Genomic DNA, 26,314 nt, shown 5'->3' with positions numbered 1-26,314 from the left:
CGGTGTCATCCTTGAAAGAAAGCGGTCTTCTTCTCGGTTCAAATTCGGCCGCCGGAGGCCCAAAACCCGGGCGCTTTCGCTAGAGGCTGGTTAACGCCGTCCGTATTTGAAAACGAAAAGAAGTCAGAGAGTTACACTCCAGTGCAGAGGGAAGCCGGGGTCGAAGACGGTCACGGGTCCATCATCGGTGTTGATCTTGTCGGGATAGGTCACAGGCTGGCCTTTGGTCAGCGTGATCGTTTCCTCGTTCACCGGCAAACGATAGAAGGCGGGGCCGTTAAGCGACGCAAACCCTTCAAGCTTGTCGAGCGCATCTACCCGCTCAAACATCTCGGCCAATAGTGACATGGTGTTGGTGGCGGTGAAACAACCGGCGCAACCGCATGCCATTTCCTTGTTGGCGTCGGTATGTGGTGCGCTGTCCGTACCAAGGAAAAACCGGGTATCGCCCGATGTTGCCGCAGTCAGCAGGGCCAGCCGGTGTTCTTCGCGTTTGGCAACGGGCAGGCAGTAATAGTGCGGCTTGATCCCGCCAACGAGGATGTGGTTGCGATTGATGATCAGGTGATGGGTCGTGATCGTTGCACCCAAATCGGATTCGTTGGACTTGACATAGTCGACGCCATTTGAGGTGGTAATGTGCTCCATCACAACCCGCAGCCCCGGAGTGGCCTTGCGGATCGGATCAAGGACCCGGTCGATGAATACCGCCTCGCGGTCGAAAATGTCGATTTCGGCGTCGGTCACTTCGCCGTGTACGCACAATGGCAGACCAATCTCGGCCATCTTCTCGAGCACACCGCGCACCTTGTCGAAATCGCGCACACCTGAGGCCGAATTTGTTGTCGCCCCGGCAGGATACAGCTTTACTGCCTTGATCAACCCGGTGGCGTGGGCGGCGGCCATATCTTCGGGGTCCGTGTCCTCGGTCAGGTACAGGGTCATCAGCGGCTCGAACGTCATGCCGTCGGGCAGCGCGGCCAGAATGCGTTCACGATAGTCGGAAGCCTGTGCGCCAGTCACCACAGGCGGCACCAGATTGGGCATGATGATCGCGCGCGCGAAATGGCGTGCGGTTTCGGGCAGAACGGCCTGCAGCATGGCGCCATCGCGCAGATGCAGATGCCAATCGTCGGGGCGGCGGATCGTAAGGCTGTGGGTCATGGCGCATCCGCTAGCACAGCCTGTGCGGGCGGGAAAGTCCCGTCAGTGAAACGCGGTCGATTTGTCCAACTGATTAAAGAAAGGTGCGCGACAGGGTTGCCAACTGATCAGTCCGGCGTAAATCCCCGAAAGATCACGGACTTGACGTCCGCCCGCCACCGTGAACTGTTGTGCCAAGGGAGAAACCATCACATGACGCAACCACAAACCATCGACGCCGTGCAGGAATTGCTTGGTTCACAAGGCTATGTATGCGGCAGGGCGCTGGCCACGGTTGTGTTCCTTTCGCTCAAGCTTGGCAGGCCGTTGTTTCTGGAGGGTGAGGCAGGGGTAGGCAAAACCGAAATCGCCAAGGCATTGGCCGCTGGTCTTGAACGCCGGCTGATCCGGTTGCAGTGCTATGAGGGGCTGGATGCGTCTTCGGCCGTTTATGAATGGAATTTTCCGGCTCAGATGGTAGCGATCCGAACCGCTGAGGCTGCGGGAGGTGCTGATCGCGCCGCGCTGCAAACCGAATTGTTCTCGGACGAGTTTCTGGTGGAACGTCCGCTTTTGCAGGCCATGCGCCCGGATGAGAATGGCGCACCGGTTCTGCTGATTGACGAGTTGGACCGCACCGACGAACCGTTTGAGGCATTCCTGCTGGAGGCGCTCAGCGATTTTCAGGTGACGATTCCCGAACTGGGAACCGTCCACGCCCCTGAGCCGCCAATCGTGATTGTGACGTCCAACCGCACACGTGAAGTGCATGACGCGCTTAAGCGGCGGTGCCTTTATCACTGGGTCGACTATCCGGATTTCGACCGTGAAATCGAGATATTGCACGCCCGCGCGCCAGAGGCAGCCGAGACGCTCAGCCGCGAGGTGGTGGCATTTGTCCAGCGACTGCGTACCGAGGATCTGTTCAAAAAGCCGGGTGTTGCCGAAACCATCGACTGGGCAAAATGCCTATTGGCGCTGGATGTCATCAACCTTAGCCCCGAGGTGATCGGGGACACGCTTGGCGCGATTTTGAAATATCAGGACGACATTCAGAAACTACAGGGGTCCGAGGCAAAGCGTATTCTGGATCAGGCGAAAGCCTCGCTTGAACCGGCATGAGGCTTTTTCTGTTGGGCAATACCTCGGGGGTATGGGGGCGGCGCCCTCATGATGGATAATGGCAGAGCAACTTCCGCTGGATATCCCCGACGACCCCAAACTGGCGCAGAACATCACCCATTTCGCACGTGCCTTGCGCAAAGCGGGTCTGCCCATCGGCACGGGCCGGGTGGTGGATGCAATCCGGGCAGTGGAGGCGGCGGGATTTACCGAGAAAGAGGATTTCTTCTGGACGCTCCATGCCTGTTTCGTCAGCCGTCCGGAACATCGCACCGTATTTGCTCAGGTTTTTCGGCTGTACTGGCGCGATCCGCGTTATCTTGAACATATGATGTCCATGATGCTGCCTGCCATTCGCGGCGTGCAGGAAGAACGCAAGGCGGATGCCGGGGAAAAGCGCGCAGCCGAGGCTTTGCTGGATGGAGTCGAACGGGATCTTCCTGACATCCCCGAACAGGAGAATGATGAAACCGAGCTGGATATCGACGCCTCTCTGACCGCCTCGACCGAAGAGCGGTTGCGAAAGCTGGATTTCGAACAGATGAGCACCGAAGAAGTTGCGCAGGCAAAACGCTTGCTGGCGCGGTTATCGCTTCCGGTAAAGCCCATCGAATCCCGCCGCGGTCAGGCCAGCCATCTGGGGCACCGGATCGACCGCGCCCGGACTTTGCGCGCGGCCATGCGTCAGGGAGGGGAGTTGCGGAACATTGCGCGGATGCAGCCCAGACCGCGCTGGCCCAATCTGGTGGTGCTGTGCGATATCTCTGGTTCGATGAGCCAATACAGCCGCATCATCCTGCATTTTCTGCACACCGTTTCAAACAACAAGGGGGCAGGATGGGCCCGGGTCCATGCGTTCACCTTTGGCACGCGGTTGACCAATATCACCCGCCATCTGAACCAGCGCGACGTTGACGCGGCGCTGGCTGCCGCCGGATCAGAAGCGCAGGACTGGGAAGGTGGAACTCGGATCGGAGAGTGCCTGCATGACTTTAACCGTGACTGGTCGCGGCGAGTCATGGGGCAGGGGGCCGTCGTGCTGCTGATCTCGGATGGTTTGGAGCGTGGCGATACACAGAGCCTGGAACGTGAGATGGAGCGCCTGCATCTTTCCGCGCGCAGGTTGATCTGGCTAAATCCGTTGCTTCGGTGGGATGGTTTCGCACCAAAAGCCAAAGGCGTCGCGGCCATGTTGCCGCATGTTGACAGTTTTCGCGCGGGACATTCGATCGCTTCGCTGGAAGATCTGGCGACTGCTATTTCGACCCCGGATGATGTGGGTGAGAAAGCCCGGCTGATAGCCGCGCTTTCCCGGTAGAGATTAAGACAACTGCTTTTCGTTACACTCGCGGGCCATTTCGATGGCCTTGTAGGTGCCGGTCAGATCGACGGTAAAGCCGAACTCTTTTTCAGGAAAAACAGCCATGACTTTTTCCTTGGCTACAGCATCGACAAAGCTGGGGTCGTCGGTCAGGACATATCCACCAGAATATCCTTTGGTGATATTGCCGCGCATCCCGGTTGCCTCACCAACATAAAGCTGGTCGCCCAGCAGGATCGCCACGCCTTCCTTCTCGCCTTTTTTGATGTCTGTCTTGGCCTTTGTGAAGACGCCGACATAAGCTACGGCGCGATCTTTGGTCAGGCCCATCTGTACAACGTTTTCAGCGTCGTCGACGGCCTCGATCAGGCAGGATTTCTTTTCATTATCTATGAAGACCTTCCAACCTTCGACCTCTCCGTAGCGCTCGAAAGTGTCGGCCCAGGCCGAAGTGGATGCCAGAAGGCCAAGTGCTGTGCCAATCGCAAGAAAACGTTTCAAGTCATAGTCTCCGTTTTAAAATTTTCCAACCATGCAAGCGCTTAGCGCCTTTGGTCATCGGCAAGCTAGGGTCGAAACCCCTTACAATCAATCCTTTGTGTTTTTTGAATGTGACTTTGATCTATGTCATGCGAGATTTGGAATATGTAATGTATTCAGGAATCAGAATGTAATTACGCCGAAAGGACACCTCATGCCTCTGAACTGGAAAATCGGAGGGCTGTTACTGGGATTGGTCTTCTTTGCTGCGGTCCTGCTGGTCAAGCCGATCGGCGTATCGACGCAGTTCGTGATTCTGGATGGCCTCCTTGCTGATACAGTTAACCCAGAATTCGTAACGACAACCGACGAGGGTGGATACACATCGAGCAATGCATATCTGGCCAAGTCGAATGGAAAATATGCCAAGTCTGTCTCGAACCCTCTGAATTATTCGTTTGTTTTTGTGATTGCGATGATGATCGGCGGCTTGGTCTCTGCCAAGGTGCGCGGCGGAATTTCAAGCGCCGAACGCCAGATACCGGCCCTGTGGCGCGCCAATTTCGGGGACAGCCCGGCTAAACGATATGCGGCGGCATTTCTGGGTGGGTTTGTAGTGCTCTACGGCGCCCGTCTGGCGGGGGGCTGCACCTCGGGACATATGATGTCGGGGATGATGCAGACTGCGCTCAGCGGATACATCTTCGCAGCTGGAGCATTCGCCGCAGCCATCCCGGTTTCTCTTTTGATGTTCAGAAAGGAGGCGTGATCCATGACCTCGATCCTTCTTGCACTGGTGATCGGAGCGGCCTTTGGCGCGGTTCTGGATCGCGTTGGTGCCTCTAACCCATCCTACATTAACTCGATGTTGAACCTTACTAACCTCAATCTTGCCAAATCGATATTGTTGGCAATTGGCGTGGGTTCGGTCCTGATGTTTGGCGGCCAGATGCTGGGCCTGGTTGATGTGGGGCATATGTCGGTCAAGACAGCCTATGCGGGCGTCTTTTTGGGAGGACTTTTGCTGGGGGCCGGTTGGGCTTTTTCCGGCTATTGTCCCGGCACCGGTTTGGTTGCCGCCAGTTCGGGCCGCAAGGATGCGCTGTTTTTCATAGCAGGCGGACTGTTGGGTGCGGCGGCTTACATGATTTCTTATCCCTTTTGGAAATCAACCGGGCTTCTCAACAAAATCGCTGGCGGCAAAGTCACGCTGGGAACCGTTCCGGGCGCAGATTATGACGGTCTGACGGCAATTCCCGGTGATGTTTTGGGCATTGTCCTTGGCCTGGCCCTGATCGCAGTTGCATTTGCCTTGCCAGAGCGCCTTGCAGGGCAGCCAACGCAGCCGCAGCCAGCCGAATAGGCACAGGAATGCGCGCGGCAACTCGCGCTATCATGTGCCGCGCGTTGCGGCCCGGCGATCCGTGTTCCCGCCGGGCCGCTTTTCATTGCGCCAAACCTCCCTATGTTGATCCCAGACATTCCCGGAGGGTTCCATGGATCGATTCGACAGCAGCCCCGAAACCGCGCTGGACTGGTACCGCGACGGAACCGGTGCAGCACTTGCGACCGTTGTCGAAACCTGGGGCAGCGCGCCCCGGCGGGTGGGAGCGCAACTTGTTGTAGGTGGTGATGGGCGGATCGAAGGTTCCGTTTCAGGCGGCTGTGTCGAAGGCGCGGTCATCGTCGAAGCGATCGAAGCTATAGAGGAGGGCGACGCCCGGCTGCTTGAATTCGGTGTCAGTGACGAAGACGCCTTTGCCGTTGGGCTGGCCTGTGGTGGAACGATCCGGGTGCTGGTTGAGCCTGTGGGATCCGTCCTGCCGGAGGCTATGCTGGCAGAACTGGTCGCAGCCCGAGCCAACCGTGAGCCATTGGCCTATGAGGTCAACATCGAGACCGGGAAACGAGCCCTGCGTCGCAATGCTTATTCGGACCGTTTGAGGGCCGATCGATCCGGTTTTGAAGAGGACGGGCAGACATTTGTCGCCGTGCATAACCCTCCGCTACGTTTGATCGTTGTCGGCGCGGTTCATATTGCGCAGGCGCTGGTTCCGATGGCACGGATCGCGGGTTATGATCCGGCGATCATCGATCCGCGCGAGACCTTCGCGTCGAATGCGCGCTTCCCCGGGGAACGGATTCTGACGGATTGGCCTGACGAGGCTGTGGCGCGTTTGGGGTTGGATTCGCGGACCGCGCTGGTGTTGCTGACCCACGATCCCAAGCTGGATGATCCCGCCTTGCAGGCTGCTCTGAGTGCCGGTGTATTCTATATTGGAGCGCTGGGGTCTAAGCGAACGCACGCCAAGCGCGTGGACCGGATGAAGCAGTCCGGATTCTCGGATGAGCAAATAGCGCGCATTCACGGTCCGGTTGGTCTGGATATAGGTGCTGCCGGACCATCGGAAATTGCTGTTGCCATTCTGGCCGAGATGACTGCCGTTTTGCGGGGTAAAGCATGAAATTCGGGCCTGTTCCGGTTGATGAAGCCGAAGGGGCAATTCTGGCTCACTCCATCACGGTTGGTGAACAAAAGATCCGAAAGGGCGTAATGCTGGACGCCCGGCATATCACGAAGTTGATGGCCGGGGGCGTTGCCGAAGTCATAGTGGCACGAATGGAGTCCGGCGACTGCCACGAAGACGAAGCAGCCGGGATGCTGGCCAAAGCACTTGTGCCCGACCCCGAGCACGTCAACCTACACGTGACCGAAGCGTTTACGGGCCGGGTGAATATTCTGGCAGACGGGCCGGGTGTTGTGGTTCTGGATATCCCGGCGATCCAGCAATTCAATCAGGTGCACCCCATGATAACGGTGGCCACGGTTCCGCAATACCAGCAGATGGGGCCGCGGGGCATGGTGGCGACGATCAAGATCATTTCCTATGCCGTACCTCGGGAGGACGTATTACGGGCCGCGAATCTGGCACGGGATGCTGTCCGGCTGATACCGCCGGTTCACAAAACGGCGGGCCTCGTGGTCACTGATATCCCGGGCGGGCCGCCCAATGAAAAGGGCATCGCAGCGATCCGGACCCGGGTTGAGGCATTGGGCATGGATTTGCGCGACGTTCAGGTCGTACCTCACCGAATTCCTGATCTGGCAAGGGCAATTTCTGATCTGAAAGGCGAGGTTGCAATGATCCTGACCGGTTCAGCCACGTCTGACCCGGCCGATATTGCGCCAACTGCCGTGCGTGCTGCGGGCGGCAGTGTCGACCGGTTCGGAATGCCGGTTGACCCGGGAAACCTTTTGTTTCTTGGCGCTCTTGGCGAGCGACCGGTCATTGGTCTGCCCGGTTGCGCACGCTCGCCCGCGCTTAACGGGGCTGACTGGGTTTTGTCCCGGGTGGCCTGCGGCATTGAAACAACTGGCGCAGATATCGCCGGCATGGGCGTCGGGGGGTTGCTCAAGGAAATTCCCACCAGACCGCAACCGCGCGCGGGCAGGGTAAAGTGACGCAACGGCATTTTTGTCCGTCAGACCCAGTGCCATAGGTTTAAAAAGTCGGGCGCTGTGGTCGAAGGAAAATTCGGTAAATATTTTTGTTCTCAAACGAATTTTCCCATGTTTAACTCAGGGCCAAGGGAGAAAATCAAAAGGGAGGATCTCATGACACAGGTCTCAATGACCGTGAACGGGAAGGCCGTGACCGGGGATGTCGAAGGCCGGACCCTGCTGTCCAGTTTTCTGCGCGAACATCTGTCGCTGACCGGAACTCATGTCGGTTGCGATACGGCACAGTGCGGTGCCTGCGTTGTTCACGTTGATGGCGAGGCGGTCAAATCCTGCAACATGCTTGCGCTCGAGGCTGATGGGGCTGATGTCGGGACGATCGAAGGACAGGCCGACGAGGATGGTTCGCTGAACGTGATCCAGCAGGCGTTTCAGGACCACCATGGCCTGCAATGCGGATTCTGCACGCCGGGCATGGTGATGAGCGCGGCAGCGCTGCTGAAAGAAAACCCGCGCCCGACCGAGGCGGAAATTCGCAAGTATCTTGAGGGCAACCTGTGCCGTTGCACCGGGTATCACAACATCGTCAAGGCGATCATGGCCGCATCCGGTCAGGACGTGAGTCACATCGCTGCCGCGTGAAGCGGCCACAGAGAATTTTCTACGAAAATTCTTTTCCAGGGAGGAGAACAAGCAATGCCCAAAGACAGTGGCATCGGAGCCAGTTCCAAGCGCCGCGAGGACGTGCGCTTTCTGACCGGAGCAGGCAACTATACAGACGACATTAACGTTCATGGTCAGGCGTATGTCCATTTTTTGAGATCGGATATGGCGCATGGCCGTATCAAGAGCATTGACACTTCGGCGGCCGAGGCCATGCCGGGGGTTGTGCGGGTGTTTACCGGTAAGGACTTTGAAGGCGTAGGCGGGATGCCCTGTGGCTGGGAAGTTGCCGACCGTCACGGCGCGCCGATGCAGGAACCGCCGCACCCTATTCTGGCGCAGGGCAAGGTTCGTCATGTGGGCGATCCGATTGCAGCAGTGATTGCGGATTCGTTGGAGCAGGCGCGCGACGCTGCCGAGGCGATTGACGTGGACCTCGAGGAACTGCCCGCCGTGATGGATATGAAGGCGGCAGCTCAGGAAGGTTCCACCCTTGTCCATGACGACCTCAAGAACAACATCTGTTATGACTGGATGCTGGGCGAGGCGGACAATGCCAAGGTGGACGAAGTGTTCGCCAACGCGGCGCATGTCACCACGCTGGAGCTGGTCAATAACCGTCTTGTTGCCAACCCGATGGAGCCCCGCGTGGCGGTGGCCGAATACAACAGGGGCACTCAGGATTATACGCTTTACACCACGTCGCAGAATCCGCATGTGATCCGACTGCTGATGTGCGCCTTTGTTTTGGGTTTGCCTGAACACAAGGTCCGCGTGGTGGCACCGGATGTTGGCGGCGGCTTTGGAACAAAGATCTTCCATTACGCCGAAGAGGCGTTTTGTACCTTTGCGGCAAAAGCCTGTAACCGGCCGGTGAAGTGGACATCCAGCCGCAGCGAAGCGTTCATGTCGGATGCGCAGGGCCGTGATCATGTGACCAAGATTGAACTGGCGCTGGATGCGGATAACAATTTTGTCGGCCTGCGTACGGATACCTATGCCAACCTTGGTGCGTATCTGTCGACCTTTTCAAGCTCGGTTCCCACCTGGCTGCACGGGACACTGATGGCGGGCAACTACAAGACGCCGGTTATTCAGGTGAACGTAAAAGCGATGTTCACCAATACTGTCGCTGTCGATGCCTATCGCGGCGCCGGACGGCCCGAGGCGACCTATCAGATCGAACGTGTGATCGACAAAGCCGCGCGCGAACTGGGCGTAGATCCAATAGCTTTGCGTCGGCAAAACTTTATCACTCAGTTCCCGTATGACACTCCGGTGGCGTTGACCTATGACACCGGCGATTACAACGGAACGATGGATAAGCTGGAGCAGGCTGCGGATCTAGCTGGTTTTGCTGGGCGTCGTGCGCAAAGCGAGGCCAATGGCAAGCTGCGTGGTCTGGGCGTCAACTGCTATATCGAGGCTTGCGGTATCGCGCCATCGAACATCGTCGGCATGCTGGGCGCGCGCGCGGGTCTTTATGATGCGGCGACCGTTCGGGTGAATGCGACCGGTTCAATCAGCGTGATGGTAGGGGCGCACAGCCACGGACAGGGACACGAAACATCGTTCCCGCAGATTGTCGCGGACATGATCGGTATTGACGAGTCGATGGTCGAGATTGTGCATGGCGACACGTCCAAGATTCCCTTTGGCATGGGTACCTACGGGTCCCGGTCGCTGGCGGTCTGTGGATCGGCCATGGTCAAGGCGACCGAAAAGGTCATCGACAAGGCCAAGACGATTGCCGCGCACCTGTTGGAAGCTTCAGAAGCTGATATTGAGTTGAAGGATGGCCAGTTCACTGTGGCGGGCACCGACAAGTCCGTGGCCTGGGGGGACGTTACCCTGACTGCTTATGTTCCGCATAACTATCCGCTGGAATTCACCGAGCCGGGGCTTGAAGAGACGGCATTCTATGATCCGGCGAACTTTACTTACCCAGCCGGTGCCTATGCCTGCGAAGTCGAGGTTGACCCGGAAACCGGGCAGGTCTCGATCGAAAAGTTCACGGCGGCGGATGATTTTGGAAACATTATCAATCCGATGATTGTTGATGGTCAGGTCCATGGTGGCATCGGTCAGGGCATCGGTCAGGCACTGCTGGAGAACTGTGCCTATGACGAGAATGGTCAGCTGCTGAGTGCTTCGTTCATGGACTACGCGATGCCGCGTGCGGATGACGTGCCATTCTATGGTGTCGATCATTCCAGCCAGACGCCATGCACCCACAATCCGCTGGGCGTGAAAGGCTGTGGTGAGGCCGGGGCAATCGGGTCACCGCCGGCGGTGGTCAATGCGGTGGTCGACGCGCTGCAATCGGGCGGCAAGGCTGTCGATCATATCGACATGCCGGTTAGCCCGTCGCGTGTTTGGGCGGCAATGAACAGCTGAATGAATGCTGAGAGGCTGGGGGCTATGCCCCCAGACCCCCAGAGTATTTATAGCCAGATGAAGAACGGATCGGTGTTCTTCGGAAAGGAAGTACGAAATGTACAATTTCGAGTTTGAAAAACCGGCGACGATTGCGGATGCAGCCGCGGCGTTAGCAGGGGAGGACGTGCAGGTGCTGGGAGGTGGTCAAACCCTGATCCCGACGCTGAAGCAGCGTCTGGCGGCGCCGTCCAAACTGGTATCGTTGAGCGGGATCGCGGAGATGCAGGGCGTCTGCGTAGAAGATGACGGTTCGCTGGCCGTTGGCGGGGCAACAACCCATGCGACGGTTTCCGCTGAAGCCGCCGACAAGTACCCGGCGCTATCGGAATTGGCGGGGCACATTGGTGATCCTGCCGTGCGTAACCGGGGAACACTGGGTGGTTCGCTGGCCAACAACGACCCTGCGGCGTGCTATCCCGCTGCGACTTTGGGGTCCGGGGCGACAATCATCACCAATACACGTCAGATTGCTGCGGATGACTATTTTCAGGGAATGTTCACGACGGCTCTGAAAGAGGGTGAAATCATCACCTCTGTTCGGTTCCCTGTGCCGCAGGCGGCAAGCTATCAGAAGTTTTTGCAACCGGCCTCACGCTTTGCTCTGGTTGGGGTATTTGTGGCGCGGTTCGCGGATGGTGTTCGGGTTGCGGTAACCGGTGCCAGTGAAGATGGCGTATTTCGCTGGTCCGAGGCCGAACAGGCCTTGGCTAAGGAATTCCGGCCTGATGCACTGATGGGGCTGCAGATCAATCCGATGAACATGATCGGGGATTTGCATGGCAGCAAAGAATACCGTGCGCATCTTGTCGGTGTCATGACGCGCCGTGCAGTCGAAGCTATCGGCTGAAGAACAGCTTTGTTTCTTGCGAACCCCGGCTTAAGGCCGGGGTTTTTCGTATGCCAAAAAGAACAGATGTTCTTGACTGTATGAATTGAAAACGCCCTCTTGCCGCTGCAAGTGTCCCGGATGAACTTTGAACGGGGCTTACATATGTTTGATGCCGCAGGAAATTCAGCGCTGAAGGATCAAGAGAACGGTAGGGTAAGGCAGCCTTTCATTCTGGTTGCACCCAATGGTGCGAGGCGGGGACACACCGATCACGCAGCGTTGCCGGTTGGGACGGAAGAAATCGTCCGAGCTGCAAAATCCTGTTTTCTGGCTGGCGCGCAGGGGCTTCATCTGCATGTTCGAGATGAAGATGGCGGACACAGTCTGGATTCTGGACTGTATCAGGAAGTTATCCGGGAACTGGAGGGTGCAGTTCCAGATTTACAGATTCAGATAACGACCGAGGCGGCAGGGATTTATGACGTGCAGGCACAGCTCGATTGCCTGAAAGGCGTTCGGCCTGCTTGGGCATCGATATCTGTGCGGGAAGTAGCGCGGTCACCGGAACTGGCGGATCGTATCTATGGCCTTTGTGAAGATCAGGGTACCCGGCTGCAGCATATTCTGTATGACGCGGATGATGCGATGCAACTAAAAGACTGGCAGAAACAGGGCATAGTTCGGGCGCATCAGTCCGAACGACTTTTGGTTCTTGGGCGCTATTCCAAGGGGATGGCGTCGTCGCCCGGTGATCTGGACCGGTTTCCGATAAGCCCGGACAGCTGGATGGTGTGCGCCTTTGGGGCGCAGGAACATGCCTGTTTGCTGGAGGCGGCCAAACGGGGCGGAGATTTGCGGGTTGGATTCGAGAACAGCCTGACCGATGCTGACGGAAATCCCTGGCCGGACAATGCCTCTTCGGTCGCGGCACTGACAAGCGCGCTTGAAAGGAATTTGAAATGAGTCACGTATTTCCACGCCATACCAAATCGGTTCTTCCCGTCGCCGCAGGCGGGGATGGATGTTATCTGATTGATGCCGAAGGCAAGCAGTATCTGGACTGTGGTGATGCTGCGGTGTCCTGTCTCGGCCACTCGAACCCGGCGGTGATCAAGGCGGTTCAGGAACAGGTAGAGAAGATCGCATTTGCACATACCGGATTTATGACGTCAGAGCCGGCGGAAGAACTGGCGGACCTGTTGATCAAACATGCGCCGGGGGATCTGGACCGGGTATATTTCGTGTCCGGTGGGTCCGAGGCGACAGAGGCTGCGATCAAGCTGGCGCGGCAGTACTTTCTTGAGACCGGCCAGCCAGAACGGCGCCGCGTGATCGCGCGTCGGCAAAGCTATCACGGCAATACCTTGGGGGCGCTTTCTGCTGGAGGGAATGAGTGGCGCCGGGCACAGTTTGCTCCGCTTCTGATCGAAATGAGCCATGTCGCACCCTGCTATGAGTATGCAGAAAAGCCCGATGGTGAGAGCAGTTTTGACTATGGCCAGCGCGTCGCCAACGAGTTGGAGGCCGAAATTCTGCGTCTTGGTGCAGACACCGTAATGGCGTTCATGGCTGAACCGGTGGTCGGCGCGACTCTGGGTGCCGTTCCGGCGGTTGAAGGGTATTTCAAGCGCATCCGTGAGATTTGCGATCAATACGGCGTGCTGCTGATATTGGACGAAGTTATGTGTGGCATGGGGCGCACGGGGCATCTGTTTGCTTGTGACCATGATGGTGTGGCGCCGGACATTCTATGTATCGCCAAGGGGTTGGGCGCCGGATATCAGCCGATTGGTGCGATGTTGTGTACTGGTAAGATTTATGACGCGATCCGGGATGGATCGGGGTTCTTTCAGCATGGCCACACCTATATCGGTCACCCTGTAGCAACGGCGGCTGCCTTGGCGGTTGTCCGGGAATTGACAGGCCGCGATCTGCCGGCACGCGCAGGTGTCATGGGGGAAAAGCTGCAATCAGCGTTGGTAGCGGCCTTTGGCCAGCATCCGAATGTGGGTGATATCAGGGGCAGGGGGCTGTTTCGTGGTGTGGAACTGGTAGCTGATCGCGAGACGCGGATGCCGTTTGACCCGTCATTGGGTGTTGCAGCAAAGGTCAAGAAGGCGGCAGTAGCTGCGGGGCTAATTTGTTACCCGATGTCCGGCACGCGGGACGGCAGAAACGGCGACCACATCCTTTTGGCGCCGCCGTTCATCATCGAAGATGCTCAGATTGATGAACTGGTCACCAAGTTGTCCGGCGCAATATCCGAGGCTCTGCCTGAGTAGCTCGCTTAAGTGCCAGGAAGACTCTCGGAGACGCGGGATTCTCAGGTTTCGGCGCGGGAAAGATCCAGCAGGAATATCGTGTTCGGGTATGCCTGATCCTGGATGCGGAAATGCGTTGTTCCCGCGTCGGTGAACCCCTGCGAATGGTAAAAGGCTATTGCGGGGGTGTTTTCTGAGTTGGTGGTAAGCCAGATGGATGGGACAGAAACGGTATCGCAATAGGCAACCGCAGACAGAAGTAGTTTTTTGCCTATTCCTTTTCCGTGTTGGTTGGGCCGGACATACAGTGTCTGAATTTCGGTCTCCGACGGTACACCTGCAGGTGCCGGGCAGTTGCGCGAGACATGTATAAAGCCTTTGATCCCATCGTGGCCTTCGGACACGGCGAGATAATCGTTGCCCGAAGCGATAAGGTTTTCGAACCGGAATGCAGTGAATTCGGACAGAACGTAGTCCGCGAAGAAACCGCTGATGCCCTGGCGAAGGTATGTCCCCAACCAAACCTCGATACTGAGTGCCGCCAAACTGCTGGCGTCGCCTTTGTTCGCATCCCGGATTGTCAATTGAGGCTACCTGTCAATTAGTACTGGAAACTGGCGAAACCGTTCATGAACGGATGAAACGAACTCTGATAAAAAAAAGCCCCGCCTTTTTGGTGCTGGCAGGGCTTCGTCTGTTTATCAAGGGATAGGCTATTTCTGCGGCAGCGGGCCGATCATCATGATCATCTGACGGCCTTCCATCTTCGGCATGTTTTCGACCTTGCCGATTTCCTTAATGTCTTCGGCCACACGTTCCAGCAGTTCGCGCCCGAGGTTCTGGTGTGCCATCTCGCGGCCACGGAACCGAAGTGTGACCTTAACCTTGTCGCCGTTTTCCAGAAACTTGACCACGTTGCGCATCTTGACGTCATAGTCGTGGGTGTCGGTGTTGGGTCGGAATTTGACCTCTTTCACCTCGATGATCTTTTGCTTCTTGCGCGCTTCGGCTTCGCGTTTCTGCGTTTCGTATTTGAATTTGCCGAAATCCATGATCTTGCAGACGGGAGGATTGGCATTTGGCGAGATCTCGACAAGGTCCAGACCAGCCTCATCGGCAAGTTGCATAGCTTTGGCGGGATGAACCACCCCGACATTTTCGCCTTCTGCGCCGATCAGGCGGATTTCGGGGGCACGGATCTTGTCATTGACGCGCGGGCCAGTATCTCGTTGCGGCGGCGCGTTGTGAGGTCTGCGGGCTATGGGTTCATTCCTTTGATAATTGCAGAAATTCGAGGCTGGAATTTAGACTGGCGCTCAAAGCGTTTCAAGCGCCATCCGCATTGGGGCGCCTGAAAATCTTGGGAATCGCATCGGTTTTTGCCGGTTGAGCACCATCGCCCCCAACCGGCAAGGCAGTTCAGCCGACAAAAGCCTTTTCAATCACGAATTCCTTCGGGTCCGAGTTTGCGCCTTCACGCAGGCCGAACTCTTCCAGAATTGCTTTGATATCGTGGTTGAAAGCGAGCGAACCACACACCATTGCGCGATCAGTTTCGGCCTGAATGCCGTTTTCGATGCCAAGGTCGGCAAAGACGGTGCCGTCTTTCAGCAATTCGGTGATACGGCCCATCTTCGGGCTCTCTTCGCGGGTTGTTGTCGGGTAGTAGCGAATCTTGTCAGCGAAGCCTTCACCGATCAGTTCGGCCAGCAGTTCGTCCTGACGGATGCTGTCAATCAACTGACGACCATATTCCAGTTCAGCAACTTCGCGGCAGGTATGGGTGATGATGACTTCGTCATAATCCTCATAGGTCTGCGGCTCGCGCAGCAGAGAAGCGAAGGGTGCAAAGCCGGTTCCGGTGGCAAAGAACCACAGACGTTTCCCGGGCAGCAGCGCGTCATGCACCAGCGTGCCGACGGGCTTTGGCCGCAGGATGATCTGATCGCCCGGCTTGATGTGCTGCAGTTTCGAGGTCAGCGGACCGTCCTGCACTTTGATCGAATAGAATTCAAGTTCCTCGTCCCAGCTGGGGGAAGCGATGGAATAGGCACGCAGCAGCGGTTTGCCGTTATCGCCCAGCAGGCCGATCATCACGAACTCGCCCGAGCGGAAACGCAGGCTGGCGGGGCGCGACACCTTGAACGAGAACAGGCTGTCGGTCCAGTGTTTCACGTCCAATACTGTTTGAGCGTCCGGCAGGACGGGGGCTTTGACGGCGGTTGCTTCGGTCACGGATTTCATCTCTGTCATCGTTTCACTGCCGATCAACTAAACCGGCATCTCCGTTTAATCTTTGATTCAAGTCAGGAAAAGGGGGCAGATTGCCCCCATCCCGTCACAAACTGGCGATTGGCGGAATTATCCGCGCAGGCGGGCCTGATAGTTGTGACCCTGCCAATTGGCGCGGGCCAGCCATTGGTCTTCGGGCTGGCGGGCTGCCAGAGCATGATCGATTTCAACTTCGTCGAAGCCGCTGCGACGCGCCATGGCGTATTGATCCGCCAGAACGTGGCCTTTGGCCCGCAGACGACCGGTGAACCCCTTGAGCCGCAGCGTGCGCGCGATCGTAAAGCCGCGTCCATCGGCGAACGAAGGGAAATCCACCCGCACCATTTTCACGCCGCCCAGACGATCCACCAGATCATCCGGGTCAGTATCCGAGGTCACGTCCAGCGCAACCACGTCATTGGCGGCATCGTCAAGCGTGACATAGCCGTCGGTCCAGTCATCAGGGGCGAACCCCTCATCCGTTACGATTACGTTCATGTTTTCTCTCCGGCGCGCACCATCTTGCCATCGACAAAATGAATGCCGCATTCTTCCTTGTTCTGGTCGCGCCAACGTCCGGCGCGGGGGTCTTCGCCCTCTTTGACCGGCGAGGTGCAGGGCGCACAGCCGATCGAAGGGTATCCTTTGGCCACCAGCGGATGCCGGGGCAGGCGGTTTTCGTCCATGTAGGCGCGCACATCCTCGGGCGCCCAGTGGGCCAGCGGGTTGACCTTGATCCGGCCTGTACCGTCCTCGACTTCAAAGAAATCAAGCGCGGCGCGTGTGCCCGCCTGAAACCTTTTGCGACCGGTGATCCAGCCGCAATACCCTGCCAGCGCCCTTTGCAACGGAAAGGTCTTGCGCAAATTACAGCAGGCGTCGGTATCGCGCAGCCGCAGGGCTCCGTAGGGATCGTCACGCTGCACATCCTCGTCATCCGCGCGGATGATCTGGACATTCGTCAGCCCCAGCCGTTCGCTGACCTCCTGCTGGTAAGTCAGCGTTTCGGTAAACAGCATCTGCGTGTCGATGAACAGGACCGGCGTTGCCTTGTCGACCACCGCTGCCATGTGCAGCAACACAACCGATTCCGCCCCAAAGCTTGAGACAAGCGCCAGGTTATCCACCGCCTCCAGCGCGCCATGCATGACATCATGGGCGCTGTGGTGGCGGAACCGGGCATTGAGCGCCTCGACCTTTTCGGTCAGTTCACGGCGGTCCTTGCCCAGTTCGGTCTGGATCAGGTCAAGCGGCATTGGCCTGTGCCTCGGGGTAGAGAGCCGCCTTGAATGGCGCCATACCCAGACGACGATAGGTTTGCAGGAATGTCTCTTCGGGTCCTTCGCGGTGTTCGAGGTAGGCTTCGACCAGACGCTCAACCGCCGGGACGATTTCATCATACGAAAAGCCGGGGCCAGCACGTTCGCCAATGGCCGCGGTTTCGGTTCCGTCACCACCCAGCGTGATCTGATAATTTTCGACGCCTGCGCGATCCAGACCCAGGATGCCGATGTGACCGACATGGTGGTGGCCACAGGCGTTGATGCAGCCCGAGATCTTGATCTTCAACTCGCCGATATCATGCTCCAGCTTGAGGTCCTCAAAGCGGGTCGCGATTTGCTGCGCAACCGGGATCGAGCGGGCCGTCGCCAGCGCGCAGTAATCCATGCCGGGGCAGGCGATGATATCGCTGATCAGGCCGATATTTGCAGTGGCCAGCTCATGCTCTTTCAGCTTCGCATGGATCGCGGGCAGGTCCGATTTGTGGACATGCGGCAGGATCACGTTCTGCTCGTGGCTGATGCGCAGCTCGTCATAGGCGAACTCTTCGGCCAGATCAGCCATTACGCGCATCTGCTCGGCAGTCGCATCACCCGGCGTCTGGCCGTGCTTCTTGATCGAGATTGTGACGATCGCATGATCCGCGTTCTTATGGGGTGCAATGTTGGTGTCGACCCACGAGCGGAAGACCGGATCGTTGGTGTAGGCGCTCTCGAACGTGGCAACCGAACCTTGACGGAAGGCCGGAGGCGCAAAGTGACCTTTGATTTCTTCCAACAGGTTCATGTCCGCGCCTTTGAACTGCGGGCGGACCTTCAGGAAGCGCTCGTTCACTTTGGCGCGGATCGCGTCGATACCATGCTCATGCACCGTGATCTTGATGCGCGCCTTGTACTTGTTGTCGCGGCGGCCGATCTGGTTCCACACGGAAACTGTGGCTTCGAGGTAAGCCAGCAGATCGTCAAAGGCGACGAATTCGGACAGCTCTTTGCCGATCATCGGGGTACGGCCCAGACCGCCGCCCACGATGACGCGGGCGCCCAGAACACCGTCACGCTCGACCAGTTGCAGGCCGATGTCATGCGCCTTGATCACGGCACGGTCGTTTTCCGAGCCGGTTATCGCGATCTTGAACTTACGCGGCATGAACTGGAATTCCGGGTGGTCGGTCGACCACTGGCGCAGCAGTTCGGCATAAGGACGCGGATCGGCGACTTCATCCGCGGCGGCGCCGGCAAAGTGGTCGGCGGTCACGTTGCGGATGGTGTTGCCCGAGGTCTGGATGGCGTGCATGCCAACCTCGGCCAGCGCGTCCAGCATGTCCGGCACGTCGTTCAGTTTCGGCCAGTTGTACTGGATGTTCTGACGCGTGGTGAAGTGGCCATAGCCCTTGTCCCACTTTTCAGCCAGCAGGGCCAGTTGGCGCATCTGCGCGCTGTTGAGCGTTCCATAAGGAATGGCAACCCGCAGCATGTAGGCGTGCAGCTGCAGATAAAGGCCATTCATCAGGCGCAGGGGCTTGAATTCATCCTCGGTCAGCGAGCCGTCAATACGGCGCTCGACCTGCGCGCGGAACTGCGCGTTACGTTCTGCCAAAAATGCTGTGTCGAACTCGGAGTAGCGATACATGATTAGCTGTCCTTAGTTGCAGCCCCGAACCTTGGGGCCTTGAAGGGGAGAGAGAGGGCCAGAGGTCAGGCCCGGGGCTGCGGGGAAGTTTCCTGTTTGCCGTGGGCATAGTTGGACGGACCAGTCCGGCGGAAGTCTTCCCGGAAATGGGTGGGCTCGGGGCCATTGTCGCCGGCAACCGCGTCGGCCAGATAGGCACCGACGATCTTGCTTGCCTGACGTTCGGCATCCAGCAGGCGGACCTGCGCGTGGGCTTCGTCGGTGATCAACTCGGCCTCGGACAGCTCGCGCGACCAGCGGTCGTCTGCGGTCAAATAGACAACGTCACCTTCCAACAGGTCGTTGGCGGTTACCACTTTGGGGGTAAAAGCGCGGGCCATCAGGCGTGCTCCTTCTTGAATTCGGTCAGGGCCTGAGCCGCTTGGCGCGGGGCGAGGCCATAAAAGGTCAGGGTGGGGCCGTCCATTTCGGAGGCGTTCAAATCGCTGGGCAACTGGTCCAGCGTGGTGGTCACAATGCGTTGATCGGGGCGCGTGGCGTTTTCCGCCAGCGTCACCGGCGTATCCCGGTCGGCGCCGTGCATGATCAGGCGGCCCTGAATAAAGCGGGCAGATTTCTTGCCCATATAGATCGCGGCTACCGAACCGGGCCGCGCCAGTGCGGTCCAGTCGTGATCGGCAAAACCTTTCATGTCGTGGCCGGTCAGAAAACGAACCGAGGAGTTGCGACCGCGCCGTGTCAGGCTTTGGCCAATTCCCGCAACAGCCGCCGAAGCCGCCGTGATGCCGGGAACGATCTGCCATGGAATGCCTGCGGCTTCGACCGCCTCAATCTCTTCATCCAGACGCCCGAACACGGTCGGGTCACCGGATTTCAGACGCACGACGCGCTGGCCTTTCAAGGCGTACTTAACCAGTAGTGCGTCTATGTCTTCCTGTTTCCAGGATGGGCCGAAACCGGCTTTTCCAACATCGACCAGAACTGCAGACTTGCCAGCCAGTTCCAGAACCTCGGCGCTGATGAGGCGGTCATGCAGCACGACATCAGCGCGCCCAAAGGCGTTCAGCGCCTTGAGCGTCAGCAATTCCGGATCGCCGGGACCCGCGCCGACAAAGTCGACGTGCCCAATGCCATCATGTGAATGCGTAAGCTGCATGTTTCGTCTCGGGTTGGTTTGACTTGACCTGCAATATAGGAAATATTCCCTACCAACCGCCATACTGGCGCTTAAATAAGAACATACGTTCCAACGTTGCCCTGCAAGGGGACGCTGGTTTCAAATGAGAGGTAAAAAGGGAATGTCGGTTCGGATAGATGACACAGATCGGAAAATTCTGGCCGAGCTGCAGAGGGATGCCAGCCAGTCTCTGGATGAAATTGCCTCGCGTGTGAGCAGTTCGAAAACCCCTGTCTGGAATCGAATCCGCAAGTTGAAAAGCGCTGGCGTTATTGGTCAGCAGACTGTTCTTCTGGATGCCGAAGCGCTAGGTTTCGAAGCGACGTTCTTTGTCCTTATTCGTACCTCAGAACACGAGGCCGAATGGCAGCAACGCTTCCTAAAGGCGCTGCGTGATCGACCCGAAGTGCAGGAGGCTCATCGGCTGGCCGGTGACATCGATTATATTCTTAAAGTGCGGGTCAAAAATGCCCGTGCCTATGATGCCTTTTATCAGGCTCTGATTTCCGAAGTCAGGGTGCATAACGTGACCGCACTGTTGTCGATGGAAGAGATCAAATCGACTACGATGTTGCCTCTGAACGCGCTGGCTGAGGCATGACGTCTGCATAAGAGGGCGCTGCCCCCGTCGCCATTGGCGACTCCCCGGATTTGATGATCAGAGTGAAACCTGCAATCTGGTCAATCCGTGGAAGTGATAGCTTTCTGCGTATTCCGGTTCTGATACAAGCCGAAGCGATGGGCAGCGTTCGAACAGGATTGGCAGAGCTATGCGCATTTCCAATCTGGCGAGTGGTGCGCCGACACAGAAATGCAGGCCTCCTCCAAAACTCGTATTGGTTTGAATGTCCCGAGCCGGGTTGAAGACACTCGGATCAGTCCAGATTTCAGGATCACGGTTCGCGGCGCCCAACAGCAAGGCAACCTGGTTTCCGCGTTGAAATTTGTGGCCGAAAAGTTCAGCATCTTCATAGGCGTAGCGGGTGAACATGTGAAGCGGTGGATCAAACCTCAATATCTCTTCAACCGTTCTGTCTATGCAATCAGGCCTGAAAACCCGTGCATCGGTACCTGTTTCCAGAAGAGATTTGACGCCGTTCCCAATGGCATGAACCGTCGCTTCGTGCCCGGCATTCAGCAGCAATATGCAGGTGGAGATCAGTTCCTCGCCAGAGAGTTTTTCACCTTCCTCCTCGGCGGCAATCAGTCGGGTTATCAAATCGGGGCGCGGGTCATTTCTGCGGCGATCAACGTAGTTGCGCAGAAATTCTGCGAATTCTCTCGACGCTTGGGCCGCATCGTCCTCGGTTTGTCGCGTTCGGCTCGCCTGATACATCGCGACCATTGCGTGCGACCAGCGAAGCAATTGTGGCGCCTTGTCTTCGGGAACGCCCAACAGGCGGCAGATGGTGATTACCGGAACTTTCGTGCAATAGGCCTGCAACAAATCAAATTCCGTATCCGGAAAAGCGTCGATTAACTGATGGCAGAGTTTTTCGATATCGGACGCAAGTGCCGAGATAGAGCGTGACGTGAACGCCCGAAGCACCAGACCGCGCAGACGGGTATGGCGCGGTGGTTCCGCCTCCAACAAAGAATGCGCTTCGATCTCCAGCCATGGGGCGAGATGTTTGGGCCCCTCGGATGCGAGTTCCTGCGGAACTTCGCGCCCAAAGCGTTTGTCCCGAAATAGCGCCTGTACCGCCGCGTGCGAGGCCGCCGCAGGCATGTTGTATTCGGGCCAGAAGAATAGTGGGCCCGCGTCCCGGGCCTTGTCGTAGAATTCGTAGGGATTCTGAACAAATGACGGGTCTGTCGGGTCTTGGCTCAATCTCTTCATGCGCGCAGACTTGCCATGAGGCGCCGTGAATGCAAGACCCTTAGTCATGCGTCGCGTTTGGACAATTGCTGGATTCCTGCTGGCTGTCGGCCTGCTGTCGTCTGCTGTCTGGTCTTATGGCTATCGGCAGGCGCTTAATCAGCTGAGCGAGCAGGCCGAGGCCGATCTGGAACTGGCCTCAGACGGGTTGAGCCTGCAGTTGCAGGTTTATCAGGAACTTGCCGTATTGATGGCTGATCACCCCGGTTTGCGTGGACTGATCGATCCGGAAAGACGGAACGACGCGCAGGCGCTTTTGCTGGAAGTTGCAGACAAGACTGCCGCAATCGATGTTCTGTTCGCTGACAACAACGGGCAGGTGCTGGCCTCGGCGCAGGGTGTGAGGGTCGGAACGGTTGATGACGATCCAGCCTTCAGGCGTGCCATGCAGGGCGCGCTTGGAAGTTCGCACGGGATTCTGCAATCCGAAGGCAACCGGATATTCTCATATGCCGCGCCCGCATTTGGACCGGATGGCCAAATATTTGGCGCTTTGATGATGATTGCCGATATCGAGGATGTCGAGCGCACTTGGCGCAGCAGTACCGAAGCTGTCTTTTTTGTAGACAGGCCGGGCCATGTATTTATCACCAATCGATCCGAGCTCTTGTTCTGGAAACGACCGGAGAATGGCATTGGATTGGCGCCGTTGGGCCGAGACGCGCCAGAATTTGCATCCGGCTATGTTGGTCAGCATGAAATCTGGCGGCTGGGTTGGGGGCCATATCTGCCAGAGCGGGCGTTGCATCTGACCCGCGACCTGCCCGTAATCGGAATGACGGGCGAAGTGTTGATGGATGTGGCACCGGCACGTCGGCTTGCGGCGTTACAGGCGGCGGCGGTCGCCGCGATCTGCCTTGCCTTTGGCGCTTTTTTGTTTCTTGCGATGGAGAGACGACGCTCGTTGGCTGATGCGAACGCGGTTTTGGAAAGCAGGGTAGCCCAGCGAACCCGCGCTCTGACGGCCGCGAATACCGCATTGCGACACGAGGTTGCGGAACGGCAAGAGGCTGAGGCAGCGCTGAAGCGGGCGCAGGCTGATCTGGTGCAGGCTGGCAAGCTAAGCGCTTTGGGGCAGATGTCGGCAGGCATCAGTCACGAGCTAAACCAACCGCTGATGGCGATCCGCCAGTTCGCGGATAACGGTGCGGCCTTTCTGGCACGTGGAAAAGAACAGAAGGCTGGTGAGAACCTAGGCAGAATTTCTGAAATGGCGGCCCGTATGGCACGGATCATCAAGAATTTGCGTGCTTTTGCCAGAAATGAAAGCGAACCCATGGGCAAGGTCGATCTTGTGCAGGTTCTGAACGCTGCGGTTGAGCTGACCGAGGCGAAGCTTCGCGCAGACAGCGTGGCACTGGATTGGACACCTCCGGAAGGTCCGGTTTTTGCATGGGGAGGAGAAGTGCGACTGGTTCAGGTTTTCGTCAACCTGATCAATAATGCTGCCGATGCGATGGAAGGGCAGGTCGGCAAACGCATTTCCATAGAGCTCCGAAATGGTGCCCGGTTGACGGTTTCAGTGCGCGATACCGGACCGGGGATCAAGGACCCCGAGCGGATGTTCGAACCGTTTTATACCACCAAATCTGTCGGTGCCGATGAAGGCATGGGGCTTGGTTTGTCGATTTCATACGGGCTGGTGCAGAGTTTTGGGGGTGAGATTCGGGGCGCAAACACTACGGAAGGTGCGGAATTCACCGTTGAACTTGACCCGTACAGAGAGGACGAGGCCGCATGATCCGTAAGGTTTTACTGGTCGATGACGATGCAGCTGTGCGAGAGGCGTTGAGCCAGACGTTGGAACTGGCTGATTGCAACCCGGTTGCTGTCGGTTCATTCGTAGCGGCCAAGGATTACATCAAACCTGATTTTCCCGGCGTAATTTTGTCTGACATGCGAATGCCGGGCCGCGACGGGTTTCATCTTTTGTCCTATGCGACGGATGTGGATTCAGAACTTCCCGTTATTCTGCTGACGGGTGAGGGCGATATTCCGATGGCCGTACAGGCGATGGGGCAGGGTGCGTTCGACTTTCTGGAAAAGCCGTGTGCAGCTTCCGATTTGCTTGCCGTGCTCAATCGTGCATTTGCCGCCCGGGCGCATGTACTTGAACAAAGGGCGTTGAAACATGAGCTGGAACGCGGAGACCCCGCAGCGCGGTTGCTTTTCGGCTTATCGCCTCAGGCAGAGGATTTGCGCGAGAGGGTGCGCAATGTGGCCCCAACGCAGGCCGAGGTTCTGGTGACTGGCCCCCCGGGTAGTGGTATTTCGAAAGTGGCCGAGGTGGTACACCTGATGTCGCCCGTCGGACAGGGGCCGTTCGTGAAGCGATCGACGGCTGGACTTGAGGCGGCGGAACTGGCTGAAATTTGTGAGGATGCCTCTGGCGGTTCCCTGTTTCTGGACGAAGTGTCTTCGATGCCGGAAGCGACGCAGTACGCGGCGCTGGATCTGATCGAAAAGGGAGCGGATGCCCGCATCATCGCGGGTACAACGGCGGATCTTGGACGTCTGGTGGCGGAGGGCTCTTTCAATGCCGAGTTGTTCTATCGCCTTGATGTCATGCGGGTGCGAATTCCGTCTCTGGCTGAACGTCCCGAAGATATTCCTGTTATTTTTCGCCAGTATGTCTCACAGGCGGCCGAGCAGGCTGGAATTGCTGCACCAGAGGTTACGCCCGATCATCTGGCAGAGTTGATGGCCCAGGAATGGCCGGGAAATGCGCGATCACTGATGTCCGCAGCGATGCGTTTTGTGCTGGGTATGCCCGAAGACGTTGCACAGGCAACCGATCTTGGTTTGGCCGAACAAATGGCGAGGGTAGAGCGATCTTTGTTGATTGCTGCGCTTGGTCGTCACAATGGGAAAGCGTCGGCAGCGGCCAGCGCGCTGAAATTGCCGCGGAAAACGTTCTACGACAAGTTGGCGCGATACGGAATTCGCCCCGAAGATTACAAGCGTTGATGTATCGAGATACTCCGGCTGCAGGGGTGCTTGAACCCAGAGGTCAGCGGTATTCGGCCTGATACTCTTCTGCCGCGACCTGTAATCGGCTGATTCGGTTTCGCGATTCGAAACCGTGCGAAAATCCGCACAAAGTAACTTGGGACTGTGCGGAATTTCGCACACCTAAAATTCCATGTTTGAAATGCAGATTAAATAAATTCAATATAGCGCTGATATATAAAGGAATTTTTACACCCTAAGCTTCCGAAAGCAAAGTGTTGAGCGAGAAGTTGTGATTCGCTTCACTCCGCTCATCGCGACGCCGCAACTGGCGATTTGCAGTAAGTCTCAAAATTTGGGGAGGAAAGAAATGAAACTTTTGACAACCGCAGCCACCGCTCTGGCCCTGTCTGTTACCGCTACTGCCGGTATGGCGGCATGTGACGACGGTGAGATCGTGGTCAAGTTCGCGCATGTGACGAACACCGACAAGCATCCCAAAGGCATCGCAGCATCTCTACTGGAACAGCGCGTCAACGACGAGATGAATGGCGTGATGTGCATGGAGGTGTATCCGAACTCGACGCTGTACAACGATGACAAAGTGCTGGAGGCGATGCTGCAAGGCGACGTGCAATTGGCCGCGCCGTCTCTGTCCAAATTCGAAAAGTTCACCAAGCAATTCCGTCTGTTCGACCTGCCGTTCATGTTCAAGAACATCGAGGCTGTTGACGCATTCCAGGCGTCGGACGACGGGCAGGCAATGAAGGACAGCATGCAGCGTCGTGGCCTTCAGGGGCTGGCATTCTGGCACAATGGCATGAAGCAAATGTCGGCCAACAAGCCGCTTATCGAGCCGACGGACGCAAATGGCCTGAAATTCCGGGTTCAGTCCTCGGACGTTCTGGTGGCTCAGATGGAAGCCATTGGTGGCAGCCCTCAGAAAATGGCATTCTCGGAAGTATATGGCGCACTTCAGCAGGGTGTTGTCGACGGGCAGGAGAACACCTGGTCGAACATCTATGGCAAGAAGTTCTTTGAAGTTCAGGATGGTGTGACTGAAACCAATCACGGCATCATCGACTATCTGGTGGTGACCTCGGTGGACTGGCTGGACAGCCTGGACCCCGAAGTGCGTGAGCAGTTCCTGACCATTCTGACCGAGGTGTCCGAGACACGGAACAAGGAAGCCTTTGCCGTGAACGAAGCGGCCAAAGCCTCGATCACTGATGCGGGCGGTATCATTCGCGAGCTGAACCCCGAACAGCGTCAGGCCTGGGTTGATGCGATGAAGCCCGTCTGGGACAAGTTCGCTGGTGACGTGGGTCAGGACAAGATCGACGCCGCACAGGCAATCAACGCCGGGTACTAAGCCCCGTAACAGGCGTAGCAGTCCGGGGACTGGGGAGT

The 26,314-nt window shown here is 57.5% G+C and carries 26 protein-coding genes; 15 read left to right on the top strand and 11 right to left on the bottom strand.

The window, feature by feature from the left end:
* Positions 1-123: 123 nt before the first annotated feature.
* Positions 124-1,164, bottom strand: a complete 1,041-nt coding sequence (gene pyrC, locus ACR0NW_RS06975) for a dihydroorotase (RefSeq protein ID WP_480449761.1) — start codon at positions 1,162-1,164, stop codon at positions 124-126.
* 192 nt (positions 1,165-1,356) lie between these two features.
* Here pyrC and ACR0NW_RS06970 point away from each other — a divergent pair, with 192 nt between their 5' ends.
* Both ACR0NW_RS06970 and ACR0NW_RS06965 read left to right on the top strand, forming a co-directional pair.
* Positions 1,357-2,265 (top strand): AAA family ATPase, encoded by a 909-nt coding sequence (locus ACR0NW_RS06970; protein ID WP_480449760.1) that lies wholly within the window; start codon positions 1,357-1,359, stop codon positions 2,263-2,265.
* 58 nt (positions 2,266-2,323) lie between these two features.
* Positions 2,324-3,583, top strand: coding sequence for a vWA domain-containing protein (locus tag ACR0NW_RS06965; RefSeq protein ID WP_480449759.1), 1,260 nt, complete (start codon positions 2,324-2,326; stop codon positions 3,581-3,583).
* A 3-nt stretch (positions 3,584-3,586) separates the two neighbouring features.
* Here ACR0NW_RS06965 and ACR0NW_RS06960 read toward each other — a convergent pair whose 3' ends face one another.
* Entirely contained in the window at positions 3,587-4,087 is a 501-nt protein-coding gene (locus ACR0NW_RS06960) for a hypothetical protein (protein WP_170652266.1), read from the bottom strand.
* Positions 4,088-4,280: 193 nt separating this feature from the next.
* Between ACR0NW_RS06960 and ACR0NW_RS06955 the strand changes: the two genes are divergently transcribed.
* The 9 genes from ACR0NW_RS06955 to ACR0NW_RS06915 all read left to right on the top strand — a co-directional run bounded on the left by ACR0NW_RS06955 (position 4,281) and on the right by ACR0NW_RS06915 (position 13,739).
* A complete protein-coding gene (locus tag ACR0NW_RS06955; protein WP_480449758.1) occupies positions 4,281-4,835 on the top strand; it encodes a YeeE/YedE thiosulfate transporter family protein in 555 nt (184 codons plus the stop codon).
* Between the two features lie 3 nt (positions 4,836-4,838).
* The gene (locus ACR0NW_RS06950) at positions 4,839-5,429 is read left to right on the top strand and encodes a DUF6691 family protein (RefSeq protein WP_480449757.1); all 591 of its coding nucleotides are present in this window, start codon (positions 4,839-4,841) and stop codon (positions 5,427-5,429) included.
* Positions 5,430-5,562: 133 nt separating this feature from the next.
* Positions 5,563-6,531 carry an XdhC family protein gene (locus ACR0NW_RS06945; RefSeq protein WP_480449756.1) on the top strand — a complete coding sequence of 323 codons (969 nt, stop codon included), beginning with the start codon at positions 5,563-5,565 and terminating at the stop codon, positions 6,529-6,531.
* A complete protein-coding gene (locus ACR0NW_RS06940) occupies positions 6,528-7,529 on the top strand; it encodes a molybdopterin-binding protein (RefSeq protein ID WP_480449755.1) in 1,002 nt (333 codons plus the stop codon). Before ACR0NW_RS06945 ends, ACR0NW_RS06940 begins: the two co-directional genes overlap by 4 nt.
* A 153-nt stretch (positions 7,530-7,682) precedes the next feature.
* Positions 7,683-8,168 (top strand): (2Fe-2S)-binding protein, encoded by a 486-nt coding sequence (locus ACR0NW_RS06935; protein ID WP_480449754.1) that lies wholly within the window; start codon positions 7,683-7,685, stop codon positions 8,166-8,168.
* Between the two features lie 54 nt (positions 8,169-8,222).
* The gene (locus ACR0NW_RS06930; RefSeq protein WP_170652277.1) at positions 8,223-10,586 is read left to right on the top strand and encodes a xanthine dehydrogenase family protein molybdopterin-binding subunit; all 2,364 of its coding nucleotides are present in this window, start codon (positions 8,223-8,225) and stop codon (positions 10,584-10,586) included.
* A 97-nt stretch (positions 10,587-10,683) separates the two neighbouring features.
* Positions 10,684-11,475: an FAD binding domain-containing protein gene (locus tag ACR0NW_RS06925; protein ID WP_480449753.1), complete on the top strand. Its 792-nt coding sequence runs from the start codon at positions 10,684-10,686 to the stop codon at positions 11,473-11,475.
* Between the two features lie 144 nt (positions 11,476-11,619).
* Positions 11,620-12,420, top strand: coding sequence for a beta-keto acid cleavage family enzyme (locus ACR0NW_RS06920; RefSeq protein ID WP_480449752.1), 801 nt, complete (start codon positions 11,620-11,622; stop codon positions 12,418-12,420).
* Entirely contained in the window at positions 12,417-13,739 is a 1,323-nt protein-coding gene (locus ACR0NW_RS06915) for an aspartate aminotransferase family protein (RefSeq protein WP_480449751.1), read from the top strand. Before ACR0NW_RS06920 ends, ACR0NW_RS06915 begins: the two co-directional genes overlap by 4 nt.
* 41 nt (positions 13,740-13,780) lie before the next feature.
* Here ACR0NW_RS06915 and ACR0NW_RS06910 read toward each other — a convergent pair whose 3' ends face one another.
* The 8 genes from ACR0NW_RS06910 to cobA all read right to left on the bottom strand — a co-directional run bounded on the left by ACR0NW_RS06910 (position 13,781) and on the right by cobA (position 20,055).
* Positions 13,781-14,302 (bottom strand): N-acetyltransferase family protein, encoded by a 522-nt coding sequence (locus ACR0NW_RS06910; RefSeq protein ID WP_480449750.1) that lies wholly within the window; start codon positions 14,300-14,302, stop codon positions 13,781-13,783.
* Positions 14,303-14,431: 129 nt separating this feature from the next.
* Positions 14,432-14,893 (bottom strand): translation initiation factor IF-3, encoded by a 462-nt coding sequence (gene infC / locus ACR0NW_RS06905; RefSeq protein ID WP_480450164.1) that lies wholly within the window; start codon positions 14,891-14,893, stop codon positions 14,432-14,434.
* Positions 14,894-15,137: 244 nt separating this feature from the next.
* The gene (locus tag ACR0NW_RS06900) at positions 15,138-15,971 is read right to left on the bottom strand and encodes a ferredoxin--NADP reductase (protein WP_480449749.1); all 834 of its coding nucleotides are present in this window, start codon (positions 15,969-15,971) and stop codon (positions 15,138-15,140) included.
* Between the two features lie 108 nt (positions 15,972-16,079).
* A complete protein-coding gene (locus tag ACR0NW_RS06895; RefSeq protein WP_170652287.1) occupies positions 16,080-16,487 on the bottom strand; it encodes a DUF934 domain-containing protein in 408 nt (135 codons plus the stop codon).
* Positions 16,484-17,245, bottom strand: coding sequence for a phosphoadenylyl-sulfate reductase (locus ACR0NW_RS06890; RefSeq protein ID WP_170652289.1), 762 nt, complete (start codon positions 17,243-17,245; stop codon positions 16,484-16,486). Before ACR0NW_RS06890 ends, ACR0NW_RS06895 begins: the two co-directional genes overlap by 4 nt.
* Complete coding sequence (locus tag ACR0NW_RS06885) at positions 17,235-18,899, bottom strand: nitrite/sulfite reductase (RefSeq protein WP_480449748.1); 1,665 nt, start codon at positions 18,897-18,899, stop codon at positions 17,235-17,237. The genes ACR0NW_RS06890 and ACR0NW_RS06885 overlap by 11 nt, the downstream gene beginning before the upstream one ends.
* A gap of 65 nt (positions 18,900-18,964) precedes the next feature.
* Entirely contained in the window at positions 18,965-19,279 is a 315-nt protein-coding gene (locus tag ACR0NW_RS06880; protein WP_170652293.1) for a DUF2849 domain-containing protein, read from the bottom strand.
* A complete protein-coding gene (gene cobA, locus ACR0NW_RS06875; RefSeq protein WP_480449747.1) occupies positions 19,279-20,055 on the bottom strand; it encodes a uroporphyrinogen-III C-methyltransferase in 777 nt (258 codons plus the stop codon). Before cobA ends, ACR0NW_RS06880 begins: the two co-directional genes overlap by 1 nt.
* Positions 20,056-20,197: 142 nt before the next feature.
* Here cobA and ACR0NW_RS06870 point away from each other — a divergent pair, with 142 nt between their 5' ends.
* Positions 20,198-20,677, top strand: coding sequence for an Lrp/AsnC family transcriptional regulator (locus tag ACR0NW_RS06870; protein WP_170652297.1), 480 nt, complete (start codon positions 20,198-20,200; stop codon positions 20,675-20,677).
* A gap of 57 nt (positions 20,678-20,734) precedes the next feature.
* Here the strand turns inward: ACR0NW_RS06870 and ACR0NW_RS06865 are convergent, their stop codons facing one another.
* On the bottom strand, positions 20,735-21,916 hold the full coding sequence (locus ACR0NW_RS06865) for a cytochrome P450 (protein ID WP_480449746.1): 1,182 nt from the start codon (positions 21,914-21,916) through the stop codon (positions 20,735-20,737).
* Positions 21,917-21,962: 46 nt separating this feature from the next.
* On the opposite strand from ACR0NW_RS06865, the gene ACR0NW_RS06860 reads away from it, so the two are divergent.
* The 3 genes from ACR0NW_RS06860 (at position 21,963) to ACR0NW_RS06850 (ending at position 26,276) form a co-directional block, all read left to right on the top strand.
* A complete protein-coding gene (locus ACR0NW_RS06860; protein WP_480449745.1) occupies positions 21,963-23,696 on the top strand; it encodes a sensor histidine kinase in 1,734 nt (577 codons plus the stop codon).
* Positions 23,693-24,922: a sigma-54-dependent transcriptional regulator gene (locus ACR0NW_RS06855; RefSeq protein WP_480449744.1), complete on the top strand. Its 1,230-nt coding sequence runs from the start codon at positions 23,693-23,695 to the stop codon at positions 24,920-24,922. The genes ACR0NW_RS06860 and ACR0NW_RS06855 overlap by 4 nt, the downstream gene beginning before the upstream one ends.
* 352 nt (positions 24,923-25,274) lie before the next feature.
* Entirely contained in the window at positions 25,275-26,276 is a 1,002-nt protein-coding gene (locus ACR0NW_RS06850) for a DctP family TRAP transporter solute-binding subunit (protein ID WP_480449743.1), read from the top strand.
* Positions 26,277-26,314 lie beyond the last annotated feature (38 nt).

It is taken from the genome of Ruegeria sp. CF5 (assembly GCF_056537325.1).
The sequence above is the reverse complement of the archived record's forward strand: the minus strand, read 5'-3'. Positions and strand labels throughout refer to the sequence as shown.